21 protein-coding genes and 1 pseudogene are annotated in these 19,969 nt (G+C 59.4%); 10 read left to right on the forward strand and 12 right to left on the reverse strand.

The genetic code is table 11. The features are described from left to right. Window positions 1–303: 303 nt before the first annotated feature. Entirely contained in the window at window positions 304–1,851 is a 1,548-nt protein-coding gene (locus PUT78_RS18195; RefSeq protein WP_274353695.1) for a bifunctional helix-turn-helix transcriptional regulator/alpha/beta hydrolase, read from the reverse strand. A 75-nt stretch (window positions 1,852–1,926) separates the two neighbouring features. Between PUT78_RS18195 and PUT78_RS18200 the strand changes: the two genes are divergently transcribed. Continuing rightward, entirely contained in the window at window positions 1,927–4,803 is a 2,877-nt protein-coding gene (locus tag PUT78_RS18200; protein WP_274353696.1) for a PAN domain-containing protein, read from the forward strand. A 2-nt stretch (window positions 4,804–4,805) separates the two neighbouring features. Next, on the forward strand, window positions 4,806–5,228 hold the full coding sequence (locus PUT78_RS18205) for a hypothetical protein (protein WP_274353697.1): 423 nt from the start codon (window positions 4,806–4,808) through the stop codon (window positions 5,226–5,228). A 321-nt stretch (window positions 5,229–5,549) separates the two neighbouring features. On the opposite strand, the gene PUT78_RS18210 is transcribed toward PUT78_RS18205, so the two are convergent. Continuing rightward, complete coding sequence (locus PUT78_RS18210; protein WP_337994702.1) at window positions 5,550–6,257, reverse strand: helix-turn-helix transcriptional regulator; 708 nt, start codon at window positions 6,255–6,257, stop codon at window positions 5,550–5,552. Window positions 6,258–6,346: 89 nt separating this feature from the next. On the opposite strand from PUT78_RS18210, the gene PUT78_RS18215 reads away from it, so the two are divergent. Beyond that, on the forward strand, window positions 6,347–6,913 hold the full coding sequence (locus PUT78_RS18215; RefSeq protein WP_274353699.1) for a glutathione S-transferase family protein: 567 nt from the start codon (window positions 6,347–6,349) through the stop codon (window positions 6,911–6,913). Window positions 6,914–7,126: 213 nt separating this feature from the next. Here PUT78_RS18215 and PUT78_RS23860 read toward each other — a convergent pair whose 3' ends face one another. From PUT78_RS23860 to dctP, 6 genes are all read right to left on the reverse strand, one after another. Further along, entirely contained in the window at window positions 7,127–7,426 is a 300-nt protein-coding gene (locus PUT78_RS23860) for an ATP-binding protein (protein ID WP_420793522.1), read from the reverse strand. A 101-nt stretch (window positions 7,427–7,527) separates the two neighbouring features. After that, entirely contained in the window at window positions 7,528–9,042 is a 1,515-nt protein-coding gene (locus PUT78_RS18230; protein WP_274353700.1) for a malonate--CoA ligase, read from the reverse strand. Window positions 9,043–9,086: 44 nt separating this feature from the next. Beyond that, window positions 9,087–10,370, reverse strand: coding sequence for a malonyl-CoA decarboxylase (locus tag PUT78_RS18235; RefSeq protein WP_274353701.1), 1,284 nt, complete (start codon window positions 10,368–10,370; stop codon window positions 9,087–9,089). A 14-nt stretch (window positions 10,371–10,384) separates the two neighbouring features. Next, the gene (locus PUT78_RS18240) at window positions 10,385–11,701 is read right to left on the reverse strand and encodes a TRAP transporter large permease (protein ID WP_274353702.1); all 1,317 of its coding nucleotides are present in this window, start codon (window positions 11,699–11,701) and stop codon (window positions 10,385–10,387) included. Beyond that, window positions 11,701–12,249, reverse strand: a complete 549-nt coding sequence (locus PUT78_RS18245; protein WP_274353703.1) for a TRAP transporter small permease subunit — start codon at window positions 12,247–12,249, stop codon at window positions 11,701–11,703. The genes PUT78_RS18240 and PUT78_RS18245 overlap by 1 nt, the downstream gene beginning before the upstream one ends. Window positions 12,250–12,323: 74 nt before the next feature. Then, window positions 12,324–13,316: a TRAP transporter substrate-binding protein DctP gene (dctP, locus tag PUT78_RS18250; protein ID WP_274353704.1), complete on the reverse strand. Its 993-nt coding sequence runs from the start codon at window positions 13,314–13,316 to the stop codon at window positions 12,324–12,326. 186 nt (window positions 13,317–13,502) lie between these two features. Here dctP and PUT78_RS18255 point away from each other — a divergent pair, with 186 nt between their 5' ends. Next, a complete protein-coding gene (locus tag PUT78_RS18255; RefSeq protein WP_274353705.1) occupies window positions 13,503–14,171 on the forward strand; it encodes a GntR family transcriptional regulator in 669 nt (222 codons plus the stop codon). A 134-nt stretch (window positions 14,172–14,305) separates the two neighbouring features. Here the strand turns inward: PUT78_RS18255 and PUT78_RS18260 are convergent, their stop codons facing one another. Next, the gene (locus tag PUT78_RS18260) at window positions 14,306–14,689 is read right to left on the reverse strand and encodes a winged helix-turn-helix transcriptional regulator (protein WP_274353706.1); all 384 of its coding nucleotides are present in this window, start codon (window positions 14,687–14,689) and stop codon (window positions 14,306–14,308) included. Window positions 14,690–14,799: 110 nt separating this feature from the next. On the opposite strand from PUT78_RS18260, the gene PUT78_RS18265 reads away from it, so the two are divergent. Next, entirely contained in the window at window positions 14,800–15,126 is a 327-nt protein-coding gene (locus PUT78_RS18265) for an antibiotic biosynthesis monooxygenase family protein (RefSeq protein WP_274353707.1), read from the forward strand. Further along, a complete protein-coding gene (locus PUT78_RS18270; RefSeq protein ID WP_274353708.1) occupies window positions 15,123–15,749 on the forward strand; it encodes a DsbA family oxidoreductase in 627 nt (208 codons plus the stop codon). The genes PUT78_RS18265 and PUT78_RS18270 overlap by 4 nt, the downstream gene beginning before the upstream one ends. Before the next feature lie 106 nt (window positions 15,750–15,855). On the opposite strand, the gene PUT78_RS18275 is transcribed toward PUT78_RS18270, so the two are convergent. Further along, on the reverse strand, window positions 15,856–16,308 hold the full coding sequence (locus PUT78_RS18275) for an Lrp/AsnC family transcriptional regulator (protein WP_274353709.1): 453 nt from the start codon (window positions 16,306–16,308) through the stop codon (window positions 15,856–15,858). A gap of 117 nt (window positions 16,309–16,425) precedes the next feature. Here PUT78_RS18275 and PUT78_RS18280 point away from each other — a divergent pair, with 117 nt between their 5' ends. Beyond that, window positions 16,426–17,430: a nucleoside recognition domain-containing protein gene (locus tag PUT78_RS18280; protein ID WP_274353710.1), complete on the forward strand. Its 1,005-nt coding sequence runs from the start codon at window positions 16,426–16,428 to the stop codon at window positions 17,428–17,430. On the opposite strand, the gene PUT78_RS18285 is transcribed toward PUT78_RS18280, so the two are convergent. Further along, on the reverse strand, window positions 17,369–18,094 hold the full coding sequence (locus PUT78_RS18285; protein WP_274353711.1) for an ArsR/SmtB family transcription factor: 726 nt from the start codon (window positions 18,092–18,094) through the stop codon (window positions 17,369–17,371). The two genes, PUT78_RS18280 and PUT78_RS18285, sit on opposite strands and share 62 nt — an antisense overlap. Before the next feature lie 135 nt (window positions 18,095–18,229). Between PUT78_RS18285 and PUT78_RS18290 the strand changes: the two genes are divergently transcribed. Both PUT78_RS18290 and PUT78_RS18295 read left to right on the forward strand, forming a co-directional pair. Next, a complete protein-coding gene (locus PUT78_RS18290) occupies window positions 18,230–18,559 on the forward strand; it encodes an NIPSNAP family protein (RefSeq protein WP_274353712.1) in 330 nt (109 codons plus the stop codon). Further along, window positions 18,556–18,903, forward strand: a complete 348-nt coding sequence (locus tag PUT78_RS18295; protein ID WP_274353713.1) for an antibiotic biosynthesis monooxygenase family protein — start codon at window positions 18,556–18,558, stop codon at window positions 18,901–18,903. The genes PUT78_RS18290 and PUT78_RS18295 overlap by 4 nt, the downstream gene beginning before the upstream one ends. Window positions 18,904–18,926: 23 nt before the next feature. Here PUT78_RS18295 and PUT78_RS18300 read toward each other — a convergent pair whose 3' ends face one another. After that, entirely contained in the window at window positions 18,927–19,853 is a 927-nt protein-coding gene (locus tag PUT78_RS18300) for an ABC transporter permease (protein WP_274353714.1), read from the reverse strand. On the opposite strand from PUT78_RS18300, the pseudogene PUT78_RS23865 reads away from it, so the two are divergent. Then, window positions 19,852–19,969: pseudogene (locus tag PUT78_RS23865) on the forward strand (IS6 family transposase); the annotation flags it as partial. The gene PUT78_RS18300 and the pseudogene PUT78_RS23865 overlap by 2 nt on opposite strands.

Consider the following 19,969-nt stretch of genomic DNA (forward strand, 5'->3'; position numbering starts at 1 on the left):
CACGGTTTTCGGCCTGTATGGCCTGACCTCTGAAGACAACAGTGATGAACCGGGCGACAGGCAATACTGTAGACATGAACAGCACGGCGCCAGTATCAAAATCAGCGGGCTTTCCAGGGGAAAGATGGCAGAAAACGCTCCGCGTCCTTGGATACCGCTGAGGTAATCCCAGCCCGACGAGCGAAAGCGCAAACCGCGCCATTTCCGAAACGACTGGTCGTTGTGTGATGTGTTCGAGCACGACACAGACATCCGGCAAATGGCCCCGACCATCCGGACATGAACCCCGGATATGCGGTGTTTCTACCCAGAACTGCTTCGCTGCTGTAGTGCCTGCCGGAGAGTGTGCGTTGGATGCGTGATTGGAAGCGTATGACCCGCATCCGGGATAATTGTCAGTGTTGCATCGGACAATGCCGCACAAGTGACACGCAATGCGTTTTCAGACACGGTCCGGCTTTTTGTCCCGTGCATAAGCACGACCGGACACCTGATATCGCCCAACCACGAAGACCAGTTCAGATTGGTAAGAAGCATATCCTGCAGGAAGCCTGTCGCCCGCTGCTCTACCGCTGACAGATACAATGCCTCCATGATCGGATAAGCCTCCGGGCTCAGCATGACCGTGCGATCATGTTCACAATCGGCGAATATCAGCTGCGGAATCGCTCTTAGCCCTTCGCGCTCGATCCGTTTCAAACCCAACCCGATCAGCATTTCCATCATCGCAGGAGCCTTTTGCGCGGCAAACGCACTCACCCTATGCAAGGGCGGCATGTCGGCTGTCTGCGCCCATCCCATCATCGGCGGGGTTGCAGGCGCACAAATGATACGGCTCACCCGATCAGGATAGGCCCGCGCAAAGGCAAATGCGAAGACACTGCCCACATCATGCGCGATGATCTGGACACGCTCTATACGTTCGAAGTCGAGGATTGCGCACGCCCGCGTTATCGCAAGAGCGACAGGGTCCGCGCCCGGCGGCAGCTTCGTATCCCCATAGCCAGGTCGCTCCGGTGCAATGACATCAAGCCCGAACATCCGGGCCTCCGTTGCGGTATTGGCGCGCCCGATAATTCCGAACAGCGCGCCATGAAAGAAAAGAACAGGTTCACCTTGGGCTTCACCATAGCGCCAATAAACAAGCGGGCTGTTCGTGGCATCCTGATAGAACTGCCTGCAACGTCGGGGAAGTTCTGTTGTGGTCGTGGATTGCTGTGCCAGCGCAACCGCCACAACAGACAACCGCGCGACAGTCTGTGCTTGCGAATGCACCTGCATCTTGGCCATCAGCGCCTTGATGATCTGGCGCACGGTCCCGATCGCCCGACTGCTTTCTGCTGCGATCTCGTCAGGCGCTTTTCCTTGTAACAGTGCCTCGGCGATATCCGTCTCAGCGGGCGTCAGTTGCCACAGGCCAGCGATTGTACGGTGAAATCCCTTCAGGATGGGCGTGCGGGTTTCTTCAAGCTGCCAGCTTTGCTGGTCGGGCATGCGCGTCGCCACCATGATGCGGTCACAACCAGACAAGTCTATCAGAGTGACGAGTTCGGTATCACCCTGCGCGCGTGCAAGCCGGTCACCCAGACCATCAGGTCTGTCACCTGGCCGCGATAGCCCGAATTCAGCCGCCGCGCCCGCACTGCAATCGATCATGGCGCCATCTGGATAGACCACGACCCAGATACGCTGTGCCACCCCGCGCGGATGCACATCATTCAGCAGCGAGACCGCAAGCTCGATTTCGGATACCAGCGGCGCGTCCGGCCCGCGTTCCGAGAGCCGTGCCGCAATAGACTTGATCAGCGCATCATGCTGGCGCTGGAAATCGGAATTTTTGAACCGCGTCATGTCTATACCATATGGTAGTTGTCGGACTGATCAATACGAGATTTATATGAGTGGGAAACAATCAGCAGCGGCTTCATGATGAACTCATCGCGTCTTTTTTCTCAGCGGCTTGCAGGCTTTCGTGGTGTTGCTGCGATCGTCGTAAGTCTGGCTCTTCCCGGCATCGCACATGCCCAGTCATTTACCGTGCAGCCAATGGCATGTACGCAACTGGTCGAAGCCCTTGCATCCGAAGGGCGTGTCGCGCTTCAGGGCGTCACTTTCGACTTCAACCGCACCACCCTGCGGCCTGACAGTCTGCCCGCGCTGATTGCCGCGCGCGATGCGATTCTGACGCTTGGGGGCGACTGGCGGCTGGAAGGGCATACCGACACAATCGGCAGCCATGACTATAACCAGCGCCTGTCCGAAGCGCGTGCGCAGGCGGTGCGCGACTGGCTGGTCTCTGCAGGTGTCCCCGCTGCGCAAGTTCTGGCGGAAGGATTCAGTTTTGACCGCCCCGTGGCGGATAACAGCACCGATGCAGGGCGCGCACAGAACCGCCGGGTCGAACTGGTGGGCAATGTGACCCCCGACATGCTTGGGTTTGGCGGGCCAGAAGGCGTTGATCCCTGTCCCGACACGCTGATACCCGGCACAATCATGTCAGCCGAAGGTACCCCACCCCCGCCCCCGATCCCTGACTGGAGCGGTGCGGGCGGGCAGGAATGGCTGCCGTTTTCCTTGCTCATGACGACAGGTGACGGCGGGGGGTCGGGCTGGCGGGGGGAACGGCAGGAAATGCCACCGGGTTCACGGCCAGAAACCTGTCAGGCGCTGTGTACGGCCAATTCAGATTGCGCGGCCTTCAGCTTTGAACCAGCGGGATCATATTTTGTCGAAAACGCGCGCTGCGCACTGATCGGATATGGCACGGAATTGACATTGCGTCGGGACAATTCTTTTCTGGATGGCGGCACATTTTTCGTGTCCGGTCTGAAACCTGATGCGCGTTTGCTGACGTCGGAAAGTGAAGCCATTGCGCAGCAGATCATTGCCGATCTGATCGAGATCGCGCGCCTGCGTGAGATCGTGCGTATCACGGCACCTGACACATCTGCGCCCGAGACCTGGATGGATGTCGCGGTGGACGGAGCTGTGCCGGGGGACGCTTATCAGACATATCTGGAAATATCCGTGCCGGATAACTATGATTTCGACTGGCTAAAATCGAAATCGGCGCTGTTTGTGCATGATATGGCGGACGGGCGCAGCGGTCAGATCTGGGTGCCTGAACCGGGCGAATATGTCCTGCGCTACGCGATCAATCATCCCACCGCCGGGCAGCATGTGATTGCCGAGCAATCCTTGGTCGTGGCGGCAACTTCGCAAACGTCGTCGCACGCGTCATCCGGCACCCCGGCCGCAAATCCCGCCCGCAGGGGCACGGTGGAACCGGGTATCGACCGTCCCGGAATGGACATCACCCAAACGCCCATGACCGTTGCTGATCCGCTGATGTGTCAGGCACTTTGCGCGGGCGATCCGTCCTGCCAGTCCTGGACCTATGTCAATCCCGGCCTGCAAGGCGATCAGGCTGTGTGCTGGACGAAATCCGGCGTGCCGGACGGGTTCGCGAACCCGTGCTGCACCTCGGGGGTGATGGACCTGACCGCGGTGCCTGCGTCCGCTGCCCCGACTGATGACGACACTGCCAGCCTGTCCTTTCCCGTGGTGGTGACACCCGGCGAAAGCGTGCCGGTCGCCTATAGCGGCCCGCTGCACAGTGGCGACTGGGTGGATATCATCACGCAGGGCAATGACTCCGACATGTCGGGTGGTTGGTCATGGGCCTATGTCACAGGGGCACCCGTTGCCCTGACCGCCCCTGACGCGGAAGGCGACTATACCCTGCGCTACGTTGCCGAAGACCCGTTGCGCGGCCATGTGGTGGTGGCGCAGGAAACGCTGGTGGTGCGCGCGCCAGTACCACCATCTGCTGATCTTGGGACGCTGTTTCAGCGCTGCGACGCAGCCTCCCTGATGACCTGTGATCTTGTTTTGCCGGATCATGATCTGGCCCTTACCCTTCTGTCAGGATACGGCATGACAGAACCGCTGCAATACGAGACAGCAGCCGGTGTCCGCGCTGAGCGTCCGTCCTTCGAGATCGTGCGGCTGTCAGATGGCCAGGTGCCGCTGCTGGTGAACCCAAGGCAGGCCCAGACCGTTTATTGCCAACCCACGCTTTCGGGTGATGAGATCTGCGTGACACAGGCGTTCAACGACAGCGAAGGGATGCTGGCGGGCGTCATCATCGGATCGCTTGCCAGCCATGCCGCCCTTCCCGAAGCAGATGCGATGGGTGGCAACGAAGAGGTGCTGCTCGCAGCGGGAGACTTGCAGGGCGTGTGGTTCTTCGCGCTGGATACCCCCGGCCAACCGGACGATCAGAGCTATTTCATCGTTGCGGAATTCATGCAGGATGCGGGCCAGCTGGCGATTGGGGGCAACTTTACCACCGCCCCGACCGTTGGCCCGCTTCAAGGGCTGTCGGGTGATGTCACGGGCGTGGTCGCTGGCGATACCCTGAATCTGACCATGATCGGCCCTGACGCGCATACCGGCCTTGTTTTTACCGGCACGGAATACGGGGACGACGCCTATCGGGGCATGGTCTTTCTGGCGCATACCCCCCTGACACCACCAACGGGCGCGATAGTGCGCAAGGTTGCCGGACCCGGCGACGATTGGACCGGCCCCCCGTGGATGACCGGCGCATCAGACGGGATGGAGGCCGCCCTGCAAATGGGCGCAACCACGCTGATGGGCGCGCTTGGCGGGGCAACCGACCGCCCAAGTAGCAAGCCTGCGCAGCCATCGCCGGAAATGGTCGCGCTGGACGGTACGCCGCTGGACGGATTGACCGCGCAGGACGCCCATCAACTTCTTGTCCCTCATCTGGAGGAATGACCATGCGCCATTTGCTTTTCGCCGTCGTCATTTCTGCGCTGCCCACGATCGCGCAGGCCCAGATGGGCGGGGCCGTCTGCCGGACAGGACAGGGGTGCACCTGCTTTGACATCAGCGATGCCGGATTATTCCCGATCCTGCTCGGAGAAAGCGCCGCTGGCGCTGTCAGCTTGTCTGAAAACTTGGTGATTGACCGTTCTGCCAATACCACCTTTCGCACCTCGCGCGATTTGGGCGACATCCACCGGCGCTATGGTGGACGGGACGAATGTCCAATGGATCCGGGGTCGGAGCCGCTGATCCCACTGGACGGGACATGGCTTTGGCGTACGCTGAATGAAATAACAACGGGCTGTCAGACAATCTGGCAAGCCGAACCTGCGAGGACGGCACCTGCGTTGACATGTCACTCAGCCTTGCGATGAACCTTGTCGCGCAAGACAGGATTACCGGCCTTCTTTCCATGCGCAACCGCATCGAGGGCGCCGAGGCCGGAATCCTTGCAAGTTTCGGGATGCAAGATTGCCGCATCCGCGTTCAATACGAAATTCGGCACGTCGGACCTTGATACGCGGTTTTGCGTCCGGGGCCGCCTGAAACCTGCCGCCGACGGCAAACCACGCTGTCGCGCACAACAAAAAATACACCGCAACCCGGTCAGTTCCGCCCCAATCCGCCCAAAAGGGCGAAAGTCCGGCGACGCCAAGGAACGGGGTGTCGATGAAGCCAAGGGACGGTCGCGAACGTCAGGATTGGCGGGGCATTTCCGTGCATATCGGAGGACCTTGTTTTTCTTCCATCCGGCGCGATGTGAAACCGCGCAACAGTTCGACGCGGCGAGGCCGGAAGCTGGTTCCGCCCGGTCGCAGAGATTCAATTCGAGAGACATGGAAGACCCGATAGTCCCGCCGCAATTGGCAGAAGGCCAGCAGCATCAGCGCCTCCGGGCCATAGGACATGCCAAGCGGCCAGACCTCTCGTTCGCTGACTTGGTTTTTCAAATCACAATAGCGCACCCACAGACTGTACTCCTCCCAGCAGGCCTGCCGCAACAGGTCCATGTCGATCGCCACATCGGGGCGCGTGTCAGCCGGGCACCAGGTCCGCATCACTGTGTGCATCGCCTGATGGACCTGACGATTAGGCAAGGTTGCAATAATCCGCGCAACCGCATCGCGGCCAGCGCGCGCCAGCGTCGCATCACCCAGAAAACCAAGACTGCCAATCCCCAGCATCAACGCCTCTATCTCTAGTTGCGAAAAGCTTTGGGGTGGCAGGACCGGGTCTTCCGTCAGAGCGTATCCCACCCCCGCCGCGCCGTCGATCAGCGCCCCCCCGGCCCGAAGCGTAGCGATGTCCCGATAAAGCTGCCGACGGGAGATTTCCGTTTCCTCAGCCAGCCGCGCGGCCGTGACCGGTGCGGGAAGCCGCCGCAGCGCGTTCATAAGACGCATCAGCCGGTCCTGTCGTGCCATCGCAATACTGCCCTGTTCTGTCAGCAGGCCCAGAATATGCTAGGCGCATCGAAACTTAAAGGAAATCCATGATGCCCGTCCTCTACCACGCGCCGCAATCAAGATCCGACACGATCGCAACACTCGTCCGGATGCTGCATGCCGATATCGAAATTCGCGAGGTCATCATCCCGCGCCAAGACGGCTCGGGTGGCCCCGATCCGGATAACCCGCATCCGGAGAAGAAAGTCCCCTATCTGGTCGATGGCAACGAGATGCTGCGCGAACGCGGCGCTATTATCATGTATCTTACTGACGCTTATCCCGACGCCAAGCTAGGCCCTTTGCCCGGCGAGGCGGGGCGGGGCGCTTACCTGTCGTGGCTGTTTTACTATCAGGGTGTGATGGAGCCCGTCATCATTCTGCACTGGGCAGAACTGAGCCACCCCGCGTTCACTGCTTCGCTTCGCGATTTTGACGCGGTAAAAGCGCGTTTAGCCGAGGCGCTGGACACGGGGCCGTTCCTGCTGGGGGACCGGTTCACTGCGGCGGACATGCTGTGCAGCTCACCGTTCCACTGGTTTCCTGATCTGCTTCCCGACGCGCCAGCTATCCGGAACTGGGTCGACCGGTGCGCGGAACGCATGCAACCGTGATGACAGTGCTGCGGCCCCGGGAAACCGGCCCGGGGCCGTCTTTGTGCACTGAAGCGGAGATGGCATTGCCAAGTTGTTTATGTGGAATGTCAATCTGCATTCAAAACTGACCCAGCGTGATCATTTAAAAATGACCCACCTCAGGGGGAGCAAAGCCCACAGGCGAGCGGCCCCCATGTAGCAAGCTCGTCTGTGGGCTTTGCTTTTTCTGGTTCAGGGTTTTGTTCGAGATTTGCTTTGGGCGAAACGGTAGGACGTGTTGCCGGTCTCGATGATGCTGCAGTGGTGGGTGACCCGGTCAAGCAGCGCGATGGTCATCTTGGCATCGCCGAAAACAGAGACCCACTCGCCGAATTCAAGGTTCGTCGTGATGATGACGCCCCGCTCAGCCAAGAGGTCCTCTACATCCGCGGCGCTCAACGCGAACCTATGGTAGGCCCAGACCGCGTAGGCGATGATCTCACGAGGATGGCGAAAGCCCTTCAGGCGCGGCATTGACGGTGGTATTTCCATCGGCACTCATCAATCTGAGTATTCCACATAAACAACTTGGCAATGCCGATTTACCATCTCCGGCCCGCCGGGTTACGCGGAAATCACCGTGCATGTGTTGCTTATTGCGCAGATTCCTTGAAATAGGCGGCATAGTCATTGCGCAATGCCGCTTTTTGGACCTTGCCCATGGTATTGCGCGGAAGTTCGGGCAAAACAATATAGGCTTTGGGTTGTTTGTAGCGCGCCAGTTTGTCTGACAAGCCACTTTCTATCGCGCTGATATCCGGTGTTGCCTTGTCCGGCACCAACACCGCAACCACCGCTTCGCCAAAATCGGGATGCGGCAGGCCGATCACAGCACTTTCCACAACGCCCGGCATGTCATCTAGCACCAGTTCAATCTCCTTGGGGTAAACATTATAGCCACCAGAAATGATGAGGTCTTTCGCCCGGCCCACGATGTTCACATAGCCCTGATCGTCAATCATGCCCAGATCGCCGGTCATGAAATACCCGTCCGCGCGGAATTCGGCGGCGGTTTTTTCCGGCATCTGCCAATAGCCCTGAAACACATTCGGCCCGCGTACCTCTATCATTCCTGTTTCGCCCTGTGGCAGCGCCGCGCCGGATTCCGGGTCTGCGATACGCAACGAGACACCGGGCAAGGGATGCCCGACAGTGCCGGGGCGCCGCGCGCCCTCATATGGGTTCGAGGTCAGCATGTTGGTTTCAGTCATGCCATAGCGTTCCAGGATTGCATGGCCGGTGCGTTCGGACCATTCGCGATGGGTTTCCGCCAGCAGCGGCGCAGAGCCAGAGACGAACAACCGCATATGGTCAACTGTTTCGCGGCACAGCCGGGCATCCCCCAGAAGCCGCGTATAGAAGGTAGGAACGCCCATCATTGTGGTGGCTTGTGGCAGAAACGCGAAAACCTGATCCAGTTCGAATTTCGGCAAAAAAATCATCTGCGCGCGCGACAGCAGCACAACATTGCTGGCAACAAACAGCCCATGCGTGTGGAAAATCGGCAGCGCATGCAACAACACATCCTCAGATGTGAAGCGCCACAGATCGACCAGTGCCTCCGCATTCGACAGCAGGTTGCGCTGACTCAGCATAGCGCCCTTGGAACGCCCCGTTGTCCCCGAGGTATAGAGCAGCGCTGTCAAATCATCGTCGCTGCGCGGCTCTGGCGTGAAGCTCGCGGGCAACGTATCTGCGAGTGCATCAAAACTGCCCCCTTCGCCCAGACTTTCCAGACGCACACCCAGCTTTTCGGCCAAAGGCGTCAGTGCGGAAATCCGCGCAGGGTCAACCAGCAACAGCCGCGCGCCGCAGTCAGTTATGAAATATTCCAGCTCTTCAGGCGTATAAGCCGAATTCAACGGCAGGAACACCGCACCAGACGCAACAGCCGCCCCATAGATGGCCAGCATTTGCGGTGATTTTGACGCTTGCACCGCCACACGTTCGCCCGGCCCGACATCCAGCGCGCGCAAGGCGTTGGCAAAGCGTGCAAGCGTGTCGTGAAAATCCGCGGCACTAAGCTGGTCGCCCCCCGGCAGGGTCATGAAGGGCCTGTCCTGTCCGGCCTGTGGGGCGAACAAGGCGTCATACAGCGGATTGGTCATGGAAGGGGACTCCTTATCTTAGGCCACGCGTGTTGCGGCTTTCGTCATTCCTGTGCTGCACGCGCCAGCTGGCGTACAGTGCGGGTCGCGGCGATCTTGCCTTGGGTGGCGTAGCTCTCGTGATGGCTTTCGACATTATCGAGGTCATAGAGGTAATTCACCATAGCGCCGCAGGATTGCGCCAGGCCCCGCTCTGAAATATCGGCTTCGGCGTGTATTTCGTGAATCAACGCCCCATTATGCAGATGAAACCGCGCCACAGGGTCGCGGGGGCGGTCATGTTTGCCCTTCACCTCCAGCAAGTAGCGCGCGGCAAGGCGGCGCAGGCTGGTCTGCAACGCCTCGCTCATCGGCTGCGGGGCGGCAAGCAAGGCTTTTGCGGCGTCATCGCCCGCACGCTCTTGCTCGCGCAGCCACGCCCCAAGGCCCGGAATGGGCGACAGGGTGACGAACTGGCGCAGATGCGGCAGTTCCTGCTGCAAGAGCGCCACCACCTGTTTGATCAGCGAATTGCCAAAGCTGATGCCCTTCAACCCTGACTGACAATTGGAGATAGAGTAGAAAGTTGCCGTATCCGCCTGTGCCGGGTCCAGCGGTTTGCGGTCATGCGCAAGCAGATGCTGTACCGAACCGGGCACGCCCTTGACCAGCGCAACCTCGACAAAAATCAGCGGCTCGTCGGGCATGGCGGGGTGAAAGAAGGCAAAGCAGCGCCGGTCTTTCGGGTCAACACGCGCGCGCAAGGCTTCCCAGTCACCGATGGCATGTACCGCTTCGTATTCGATGATCTTTTCCAGCAACCGGGCCGGGCTGTCCCATGTCACCTGATGCAGCACCAGAAAGCCACGGTTGAACCATGACTGGAACAGATGCGCAAAATCCAGATCAACGCGGGATAACGCGGGTATCTCGGGCAGAAATGTCAGCAGATCGCGACGCATGCGCACCAGTTCTACAGTGGCACCGGGGGCGTGGTTCAGGCGGCGCAACAATTCCTGCCGCCGGGGTTCGGCCACCCGCAACAGCATCTTCAGATGCTCGGCATCGCGCGCTGTACCGTAGTCATGTGCGGCTCGCGCCACGGCATCAGGGGTGATGTCATGTTCATTGGCAAGATAGGTAAAGAACGCGCGCTTGCCCTGATTGTCCATCCGCGCATAGACCGCAAGAATGTCGCGCGCCAGCCGCATGGTCGAGACTTCGCCTTCCCCCGCGAGAAGGGCTGCGCACATTTCCTCAATCGGTTTGCCGGATGTGACGCGCAGCGGCGCAAAGCGGCGTTCGACAAGTTGGCTTAGCAGATCGCCCAGATACCCTGTCCGTGTCATGGTGCTTATCCCCATCATCGTACTGGCCCCATAATCATATCTGGCAACCATGTGGCGATCCCCGGAAAGACGCACAAGATCACGATGGCCAGAACCATGCAGCCGACATATGGCATCGACCCCTTTAGGATAGTCTTCAGCTTGATATCCGGTGCGATGGAACTGATGACATACAGGTTCAACCCCACGGGCGGCGAAATCAGACCGATTTCCATATTGATCGTCAGGATCACGGCAAACCAGTATGGGTCGAACTCAGCAGCAAGGATGATTGGCAGCAGGATCGGCGCGGCCATCAGGATCACCGCCACCGGCGGCAGGAAGAAGCCTGCGATCAGCAGGAATACGTTGATCGCGCCCATCAGAACCCAACGATTCACATCCAGATCAGATATCCACATCGCAATCGACTGGGTGATGAACAGCGCCGATAACATATAGCTGAACACCCCTGCCGCGCCGATGATAAACAGGATCATCACCGACTCGCGCGTGGAATCGCGCAGCACCACCCAAAGCGATTTCGGCGACCACATGCGATAGATGACAATCGCCATCAACAGGCACAGAAGTGCGCCCACTGCCGCCGTTTCAGACGGCGTGGCGATGCCGCCATACATGGCATAAAGCACACCGATGATCACCAACAGGAAAGGCACGACACGCGGCAGGATTTCCAGCTTTTCGCGCAGGCTGTAGCGCCTGTCCGACATGACCGACAGGCCGGTATTGCGCCATGTTGACCAGACCGACCACGCCATGAACAGGCTGACCAGCATCAGCCCCGGCAACACCCCGGCCAGAAACAGCCGCCCGATAGAGGTTTCGGTAGCGATGCCGTAAACAATCATCGTCACGGATGGCGGGATCAGGATGCCCAGCGTACCCCCCGCAGCGATAGACCCTGCGGCAACTTCTTCGGGGTAGCCGCGCTTGCGCATTTCGGGAATGCCCATCTTGCCGATCGCCGCGCAGGTGGCGGGGCTGGACCCCGACATCGCCGAAAACAACGCGCAGGCCCCAAGGTTGGACATGACCAGCCCCCCCGGAATGCGCGTCAGCCAGCGTTCCAGCGCTTCATACAAATCCGCGCCCGCGCGGGTGGATGAAATGGCCGACCCCATGATGATGAACATCGGGATCGACAGCAGGGCAAAGGAATTCAGTTTGCCGAAGAACTTCTCTGGCATCAGCTCCAGCGCCCACATCCCTTCGAACAGCGCAAGGAATATGCCTGAAACAATCAGAAGACCTGTGGCAACTGAAACACCAGAGAACAGCACGGCAATGGTGACAAAGGCAACAAGAGCGCCCAGTACAAGCGGGTCCATCAGTCAGCCTCCAGTCCGAAGGCCGTGTCACGGCCCATAAGCAAGGCCAGAAGATCGGCCAGCAATTGCAGAATGAAAAGTGCGAACCCTACCGGCATGGCAAGATAGGGTATCCACAAGGGCGGGCCCCAGACGCTTGACGACCGCCAGCCGCGCTGAAATGCGATATGCCAATGCTCGAACGCATAGAATGCCATGATCCCCAGCACCGCAATGCCCGAAAACAGCACGAGGATTGCCAGAAACTTGCGCGGCAGCGGGCGCAGCCACAGCGGCAGCAGATCGACATTCACATGCCCGCGCAGTTTCTGCACATAGGGCAGGCCCAGCATCGTGGCGGCAACCATCAGGTAAATGACGGTTTCGGTCTGCCAGATTGTGGACTGGCGCAGCACGAAGCGCACAAAGATCATCTGACAGGTGATGAACACCGATGAAAGGATCATGGACGCAGCGATCCAGCCGCAGAGGGTGGAAAGGCCCCCGATACCGCGGATGAGCACTCCTGCGCCGCGGCGCCACCCGGCGTCAGCGGTCGTCAAGGCCATTTCAAGCTCCTGATAAACTAAGGGACAGGGCCTGGGGGCGCAGCTTTGGCCGCGCGCCCCGGTTCATGTGCAGGTCACTCGACCTCAAAGGCAAGATCCAGCAATTCCTGACCATTCGGAACCTGCGACAGGAAATCCGCATAGGCCGAATCCATCGCAAGCGCGCGCCACGCCTCGAAATCATCACCTGTCATCTCGGCAATCTCGACGCCGTTCTCGCGGTAAACCTCGACCGAACGGACGTCATCAAGCTTGGCCTGTTCCAGGTACCACGCTTCTGCTTTTGCCGCAGCTTCCAGAAGCACCTCCTGCTGTTCGCTGCTCAGCCCGTCAAAAGTGGATTTGTTCATCAGAAGCGGCTGATACATGAACCACAGGGCCACATCGCTGGCCGGTGTGTAGCAGTCAACCTGTTCATACAGGCGGAACGACACGAAGGACGAAGACGATGTGTTGACCGCATCCAGAACACCGGTCTGCATGCCGTTATAGATTTCCGACGATGCCATGGACGAGATCGACGCGCCAGCTGCTGCCAGCATCTGCTCGAACGCCCGTCCTGCCGCGCGCACATTGCGGCCCGGCATATGCTCGGGGCGTGTAATGCATCCGCCCTTGGCCGCAAAACCGCCAGCAAGATAGCCATGGACAAGCACCATGATGTCGTCTTCGGCCATCAGTTCTTCCAGCCGCTCCATGAAGGGAGAATCGTTCAGCCGCGCGCCATGGTCATGATTGCGCACCAGACCGGGCATCAGCGTCAGGTTGAATTCCGGGCGCTGACCCCCGGCATAGGACAGCGGATAAACCGTCATGTCCAGCTGACCACGGCTAACCGGTGTGTATTGTTCGGTCGCAGAGAAAAGAGAGGCCGAAGGGAAAATCCGTATGGACAGCCCGACATCGGCAGCTTCCAGATCATCAGCGATCATTTGCGCCACCTGATGTCGCAGATCCGCTGTTGACCATTGATGTGACAGGCGCAGTTGTTGGGCATCAGCGCTGCTGGCCCCGAGAATCGCCGTTACTGCAAATGCAGACGCAGCGGCCATTGCAAAAAGTCTCATATCTTCCTCCCAGAAAATGCGCGCATTCCAGAAACATGCACGTCTTGCATTGCTCCTCAACAATGATGAACACAAGAAATGCAATTTTGCATGCGGTGTCAACTAGTTTTGTATACAATATTTGGATTGTGAAATACAAAATGGTCACGTAAACTAGGACAGATCGCGTTAAAGGGGCGAATATGCATGTCGTTGCGCAGAGCAGACAAGATACGTGAAACGCTTGAGCAAATGATCGTCACGGGCGAATTGACCAATGGCGAACGGCTTGATGAAATGGCTTTGTCGGAACGGTTCGGCTGTTCCAGAACACCCCTGAGAGAGGCGTTTCATAACCTTGCCGCATCAGGATTACTGGAACTGGTGCCCCATCGCGGCGCCTTTGTCCGCCACCCCGGCCTGACCGAAATGGTAGAGATGTTCGAAGTCATGGCCGAACTGGAGGCGTTTTGCGGCAGACTGGCCGCGCGGCGTATCTCTCCCCAGGATCTGGCCGCGCTTCATGAGACGGTCATTGCGTGCGAATCCGCTGTAGCAGCAAATGACCATGACCAGTATTACATAGAGAATGAGCGCTTTCATCATCTTCTCTACAGCGCATCCGGCAATGGTTTCCTGAGCGAACAGGCGCGGCACCTTCATCGCAGACTCAAACCTTTTCGCCGGTTGCAACTGCGCGTGCGGGGGCGGCTGGGGCAATCTCTTGCTGAGCATCGCGTTATTCTTGCAGCCCTGGAAAATGGCCGACCGGACGAAGCCGCGCGCGCCTTGCGCAGCCACGTGGCGGTGCAGGGGGGCAAGTTCAACGACCTTATGGCCAGCTACAAGATATCTCATCTGAACGCAGGCGCATAGCTCAGGACGAACCGGATGGGGCTTCCGGCAGTCCGGCGGTCCAGTTTCTGCAAAACGCGGAACTTATGGTTCTGACCACAAGGATTCCGGCGGCATCGCGGGGTAAAACCAGCTTCGCCTGATGCGATTTTCTGTCAGGGTACCCTGCGGTCAAACCGGTCCTGTGCCTGTTCTATGTGAGTCACATGATCGCCAATCCACTTTGAAACACAATCGAGCCTGCCTGCAATCTCGTGACCCATATCTGTCAGCGCGTAGGAAACCTGCGGCGGAATGGTTTCCTCGACATGTCGGCTCACCAGACCATCGCGCATGAGCAGCTTGACGGTCTGCGACAGCATCTTCTCGCTGATCCCTTCGACGCTGTTGCGCAGAACGTAAAACCGCAAGGGTTTGTCAACCAAGGCAATCAGGATCAGAAACCCCCATCGACTTGTTACGTGATTGAAGACTTCGCGCCAGAGGCAACCCGCCTTGAGTGGGCCCTGCGCGCTGCCAGCATTTTTCACATCCACCATGTCAGTCCCTTACCAAAAAGTGCGTTCTTGTCGGAATGTCGGGCTTACCTATAGTTAGCTTATAACCGAAATACACGTGCAAGTCAGCATGCTGCCCGAAAGGATCTGAAATGACCGCGCCCAAAGAATTCTATTCCATCATCGACTACACAGCGCCCGAAATCGAAGATCAGGCAAAAATCGCAGCCACCTTCGCCCAAATCCAGAAAGAATGGGTTGCATCTTATCCCGGATATGTTTCCGCGCGTTTTCTTGCCAGCACAGATGGCGCAATCGTGCGGGCAATTGTTGAGTGGGAATCCGAAGACGCCTTCAATTCCTTCGAGAAAGAGTCCGACTCAAAAGGCAGAATAGCCGCGCTGGAGGCCGCATTCCGGGAACTTTCCACACAAGGTTCACGCCAGACGTTCACCTCAATCTGCGAGGTATTGCCATGAGTATTGAAGTCTATTCCGATTTTGTCTGCCCCTGGTGCTATATCGGACACCGGCGGTTGCAAAACGCGCTTGCGGCGCTTCCGCGCGGGGCGGGCAAGGCAATCATCTGGCGCAGCTACCAGCTTGATCGCGATGCAAGCAAGGTTCCCGGTCCAACCGCTGCCCAGGCCATGCGCGGGTGGTATCCGGACACGGACGAAGCAGAAGCCCGAATTGCGCGGATCATTGCAACGGGCCGGGATGAAGGGCTTGATCTCCACCTGCACCGCGCACTTCCCGTCAACACGTATGACGCGCACCGCCTCTCTCACTTCGCGAACAATGCCGGGCTGGCGGATGCCATGCGCGAGCGTCTGTTTCGTGCGTACCATACCGAAGGGCTCAACATTGCCGACGCGGATGTTCTTTTGCAACTCGCCGTGGAGGTGGGGTTCGACCGGATCGACATACGCCGCGTTCTGGAAACCGATGGGTTCGGGGGCACTGTCCGGACCGACATTGACCGGGGTTCCCGACAGGGCGTCAGCGGTGTTCCCTATATTGTGGTTGATGATGGCCAACCCGTTTCAGTTCTTCAACAGGGGTTGCCGCTGGCAAGCATACTTGAACGCGCAGTGCAGTAACGTTCTGTCGGGGTTCTTGTACTGACAAACAGACGCACGGCACTGGCGCAATCCGTCACAACTGCACCCGCCCCCCGTATTGCACTGGCTTCTGGTTACACCCGGTTCACAATGGAATGGCCGTTTCATCTTTTGCAGTGCGAATCACCATCATGGTGAAGAAGCGGGCGACATTGGTGCGGTCACGGAACAGCCGGTCGCACAGGGCGTCGAATTCTTCCATGTCCCGCAGATGCAGGATCAGAACGACATCGGTTTCCCCCGTCACGGCATAGGCTTGAGAAACCGCCTCTTCACCAGTTACCAGATCCAGAAATCGGCGCATGTGCTGCTCGCCGTGAAGCTTCAGTTCAACCGTGACGATCGCCTTCAGCACACGCCCGGTTCTGGCCGGGTTCAGGATCGCAACAATACGGTCGATGATACCCGTCTTGCGCAGCCGCCGGACCCGGCGCAGGCAACTGGAGGGCGACAGGCCGACCGCCTCGGCCATATCCAGATTCGTGCCCGATGCATCGCGCTGCAGCAGGTTCAGAAGCTTCCTGTCGATCCGGTCCATTTGCGCAGTTCCTTTCCGGGTGCAGTATGCAATAAAATTGCATGGAGATGCAATCTTTGACCACAAATGCCAAGCGGACCGGGTTAGCAGATCAGGGCAGAGTTACAGGAGCCCTTGATGCCTATCCCCCCATCCACCCTGCAGAAAATGCGGGACACACTTGAAATCTACTGGCTGCTCGCCCGGATCATCGTGCCGATCACCATTGCCACGGAACTCCTGTCACGAATGGGGGTGATCGACGCACTCGCCCCGGCATTCGCACCCGTGATGCGCCTTGTCGGCCTGCCGCCGGAACTGGGGTTGGCCTGGCTCAGCGGCATGCTGGTCGGCATCTGGGGCGCCGTGCCGCTGGTTTTCGTGCTGGTACCTGTATCATCGCTCAGCGTGGCTGAAGTTACGGTTTTTTCGGCACTGCTGCTCTTTGCACATGGCCTGCCGGTTGAGCAGAAGATCATCCAGAAAGCAGGGCCACGGATGATCGCCACCACACTGCTGCGCATCGTGGGCGGCGTGCTCTATGCCTTCCTGCTGCACCAACTGCTTGCGGCTACGGGCTGGCTGTCGGCACCAGTAAACCCGGCATGGCGCCCGACAGGCGAAACACTGGCATGGTCAGGGTTTTTCCTGCAGCTGCTGGAAATGATGGTCTGGATGCTTGTCATCCTGCTGGCCTTGTCCTTCGGGCTTGATCTGCTGAAGGTGACCGGCATTCTGGCCCTGATGATGAAAACTCTCTCGCCCCTGCTCCGCCTTGCCGGTATACGCGGAGAGGCCGGGCACCTGACCGCCGTGGGCCTGTTTCTCGGCATCTCCTATGGCGGCGGGTTGCTGATCCGTGAAGCGCGGTCAGGCACGGTATCGGCGCGTCAGGTGTTTTTGTCCTGCGTTTTCATGGGGTTCGCACATAGTATCATCGAAGACACGCTGATCGTCATGGCGCTTGGTGCCGATGTCAGTGGTGTTCTGCTGGGGCGGCTGGTTTTCGCGGTGATCGCAACGGCGGCGATTGGCGCTGTCATCCGGTCCATGTCCGATGAAACCTTCGCCAGATGGGTGTTCATGGCGCCAGACGCAGCGGCGGATCCTTCCAGTCCAGGGGCAGCCGGAAGGTGGCCGTGAACCCGCTTTCTCCGGCGCGGGTCAGGCGCAGGGCGCGGCTTTCTGGTACCCGTGCAACCCAGCCCCGGTCCAGCACCTTGTCCAGCAGCGCCGCGCCAAGCTGGCCCGCGATATGCGGGCGGCGTTCGCTCCAGTCCAGACAGGTCCGGCACAGCGGGCGACGGGTGCGCAGCCCCTCCACCTCGATCCCGAAATCCCGGAAGAATAACCGCCCCGCGTCGGTCACAATCCCGGCCCCGTCGGCCAGAATGACATGACCCTCGCGCACCAGACTGTCGGCCAGCGCCAGCGCCAGCCGCCCGGCCATATGGTCGTAGCAGGTCCGCGCAAGGCGCAGGGCCGCATCCCGCGGGCCGATCGGGTGGTGACGCTTCGGGCCGCTTGCCGCCACACTCATCAGCGCATGAATAGCCTGCGCCACCTCGGACGAGGCGAGGCGGAAATACCGGTGCCGCCCCTGCTTTTCCACCGCCAGAAGCTGCGCCGCTGTCAGTTTCGCCAGATGCCCGCTGGTTGTCTGCGCGCTTACCCCGGCATGGCGCGCCAGCTCGCCCGCCGTCAGCGCCTGACCGCCCATCAGCGCGGCCAGCATATTGGCGCGCGCCGCATCGCCGATCAGGCGCGCCACCTCTGCTATCGTGTTGCCGGATACCATGTTTGCCATGGCGCAGTTTAACAACCCGTCGGGCGTTCGTCATCCGCGAACAGTTCGGCCCCGGCCGAAACATCTGCGCGCCCAATGGTTGTAGAGAGTTGGAAGTGGCCCGCATCCGGGCCGCGCTTTGGAAAGGACAAAACCGTGATCACCTGCTTTATCCGATACCAGATCGACCCCTTCAAACGTGCAGAGTTTGAGGCCTATGCAAGAACATGGGGCGAAGCGATTCCGCGCTGCGGTGCCGATCTTGTCGGCTATTTCGCGCCGCATGAAGGGTCCAGCACTGTCGCTTACGGCGTCTATCACCTGCCCGATCTGGCCGCCTATGAGGCCTATCGCGCGCGTCTGGCCGCAGACCCGGCAGGGCGCGGGAATTATGAATTCGCCCGACGCGAACAGTTCATCCGGCGGGAGGACCGGATGTTTCTGAAACTCGCATCGGCACCGCATGCCACGCTGGTGCGGCCATGATCGCGGTGATTTTTGAGGTCTGGCCCGCGGATGGCCAGCGCGACACCTATCTGGCACTGGCGGCCAAGCTGAAGGCCGAACTGGCCAGCATCGATGGCTTCATATCGGTCGAGCGGTTCGAGAGCCTGGCGCAACCGGGCAAGCTGCTGTCGCTGTCGTTCTTCCGCGACGAGGATGCGGTCCAGGCCTGGCGCAACCGCCCCGCCCATCGCGCCACGCAGGTCCGCGGGCGCGGCGGGGTGTTTTGCGATTACCGGCTGCGCATCGCCCATGTCATGCGCGACTACGGCATGACGGACCGGCGCGAGGCACCATCCGACAGCAAGGCAGCGCATCAATCATGAGGGGCGCGCAGGCAGGCAGGCTGTCAGTCATACCGGATGCGCGGGTCCATAAGCGCATACAGCAGATCCGTCAGCAGATTGACCAGAATAATCATGCCCGCAGTCAGCAACAAAATGCCCTGAATCATCGGATAATCACGCCGCATGACAGAATCAACGACCAGACGGCCAATTCCCGGCAGGTTGAACACCACTTCCACCACAGCGGAACCCGCAACAAGCGACCCGATGGCCAGCCCGATCACTGTCACAATCGGGTTCAGGGCGTTGCCAAAGGCATGTTTACCTAACACAACACCGCGGCGTAATCCTTTGGCGCGGGCCGTCTGGACATAATCCTGACGCATGACTTCCAGCATGCTGGACCGTGTCATACGCGCAATCAGCGCAGCCTGTGAATAGCCCAGCGTGATCGCGGGCAATAGCAGGCTGCGGAACCCGCCCCATGCACTGGTTGTGTTGAAACCCTGCGCCGGCAACAGACCAAGCGTCACCGAAAACAGCAATACCAACAGCATGCCCAGCCAGAAATTCGGCATCGACACCCCGACAAACACAAAAATCGTGCTGAAACGGTCCACCGCGCCATTGGGGTGCAGCGCAGACAGCAACCCGACCGGAATGCCGACCGCCAATGCGATGATCATGGAGAAACCCGCAAGCCACAAAGTTACCGGCAGCGCGTCCATGAACGCATCCAGCACGGGGCGGTTCTGATGAAAGGACACGCCCAGATTGCCCTGAAGCACCTCTCCCAGCCAGAAGGTGAAGCGCGTCATCACAGGCTGGTCCAGTCCCAGCCTTTCACGCACGCGGTCCACTTCATCAGGCGGCGCATCCGGCGACACATAGAACATGGCCGGATCACCGGGCGACAGCTGGACCAGAAAAAAGGGGACTGTTGCATTAATCGCAGTGTCTTGCCATTTTTTGCTTTTGAGGTCCAGCATGCCGCGCAAATCGCCATTCAGATACCACCGCTTTCAACGCGGGATCATCCTTTGTGCGGTAGGTTGGTATTTGCGCTATCCGCTGTCATATCAGGACGTGGTCGATCTTCTTGCTG

The organism is Roseinatronobacter alkalisoli, from assembly GCF_028745735.1.
GTDB lineage: Bacteria > Pseudomonadota > Alphaproteobacteria > Rhodobacterales > Rhodobacteraceae > Roseinatronobacter > Roseinatronobacter alkalisoli.

Coding starts and splice junctions, on each gene's coding strand:
- PUT78_RS18295 (WP_274353713.1), top strand. CDS start 18,556: ATGATCGCGGTGATTTTTGAGGTCTGGCCCGCGGATGGCCAGCGCGAC.
- PUT78_RS18210 (WP_337994702.1), bottom strand. CDS start 6,257: ATGCGTCTTATGAACGCGCTGCGGCGGCTTCCCGCACCGGTCACGGCC.
- PUT78_RS18275 (WP_274353709.1), bottom strand. CDS start 16,308: ATGGACCGGATCGACAGGAAGCTTCTGAACCTGCTGCAGCGCGATGCA.
- PUT78_RS18235 (WP_274353701.1), bottom strand. CDS start 10,370: ATGACACGGACAGGGTATCTGGGCGATCTGCTAAGCCAACTTGTCGAA.
- PUT78_RS18240 (WP_274353702.1), bottom strand. CDS start 11,701: ATGGACCCGCTTGTACTGGGCGCTCTTGTTGCCTTTGTCACCATTGCC.
- PUT78_RS18285 (WP_274353711.1), bottom strand. CDS start 18,094: ATGGCAAACATGGTATCCGGCAACACGATAGCAGAGGTGGCGCGCCTG.
- PUT78_RS18205 (WP_274353697.1), top strand. CDS start 4,806: ATGCGCCATTTGCTTTTCGCCGTCGTCATTTCTGCGCTGCCCACGATC.
- PUT78_RS18260 (WP_274353706.1), bottom strand. CDS start 14,689: ATGGTGGATGTGAAAAATGCTGGCAGCGCGCAGGGCCCACTCAAGGCG.
- PUT78_RS18270 (WP_274353708.1), top strand. CDS start 15,123: ATGAGTATTGAAGTCTATTCCGATTTTGTCTGCCCCTGGTGCTATATC.
- dctP (WP_274353704.1), bottom strand. CDS start 13,316: ATGAGACTTTTTGCAATGGCCGCTGCGTCTGCATTTGCAGTAACGGCG.
- PUT78_RS18255 (WP_274353705.1), top strand. CDS start 13,503: ATGTCGTTGCGCAGAGCAGACAAGATACGTGAAACGCTTGAGCAAATG.
- PUT78_RS18280 (WP_274353710.1), top strand. CDS start 16,426: ATGCCTATCCCCCCATCCACCCTGCAGAAAATGCGGGACACACTTGAA.
- PUT78_RS18245 (WP_274353703.1), bottom strand. CDS start 12,249: ATGGCCTTGACGACCGCTGACGCCGGGTGGCGCCGCGGCGCAGGAGTG.
- PUT78_RS23860 (WP_420793522.1), bottom strand. CDS start 7,426: ATGGAAATACCACCGTCAATGCCGCGCCTGAAGGGCTTTCGCCATCCT.
- PUT78_RS18195 (WP_274353695.1), bottom strand. CDS start 1,851: ATGACGCGGTTCAAAAATTCCGATTTCCAGCGCCAGCATGATGCGCTG.
- PUT78_RS18215 (WP_274353699.1), top strand. CDS start 6,347: ATGATGCCCGTCCTCTACCACGCGCCGCAATCAAGATCCGACACGATC.
- PUT78_RS18300 (WP_274353714.1), bottom strand. CDS start 19,853: ATGCTGGACCTCAAAAGCAAAAAATGGCAAGACACTGCGATTAATGCA.
- PUT78_RS18200 (WP_274353696.1), top strand. CDS start 1,927: ATGATGAACTCATCGCGTCTTTTTTCTCAGCGGCTTGCAGGCTTTCGT.
- PUT78_RS18230 (WP_274353700.1), bottom strand. CDS start 9,042: ATGACCAATCCGCTGTATGACGCCTTGTTCGCCCCACAGGCCGGACAG.
- PUT78_RS18265 (WP_274353707.1), top strand. CDS start 14,800: ATGACCGCGCCCAAAGAATTCTATTCCATCATCGACTACACAGCGCCC.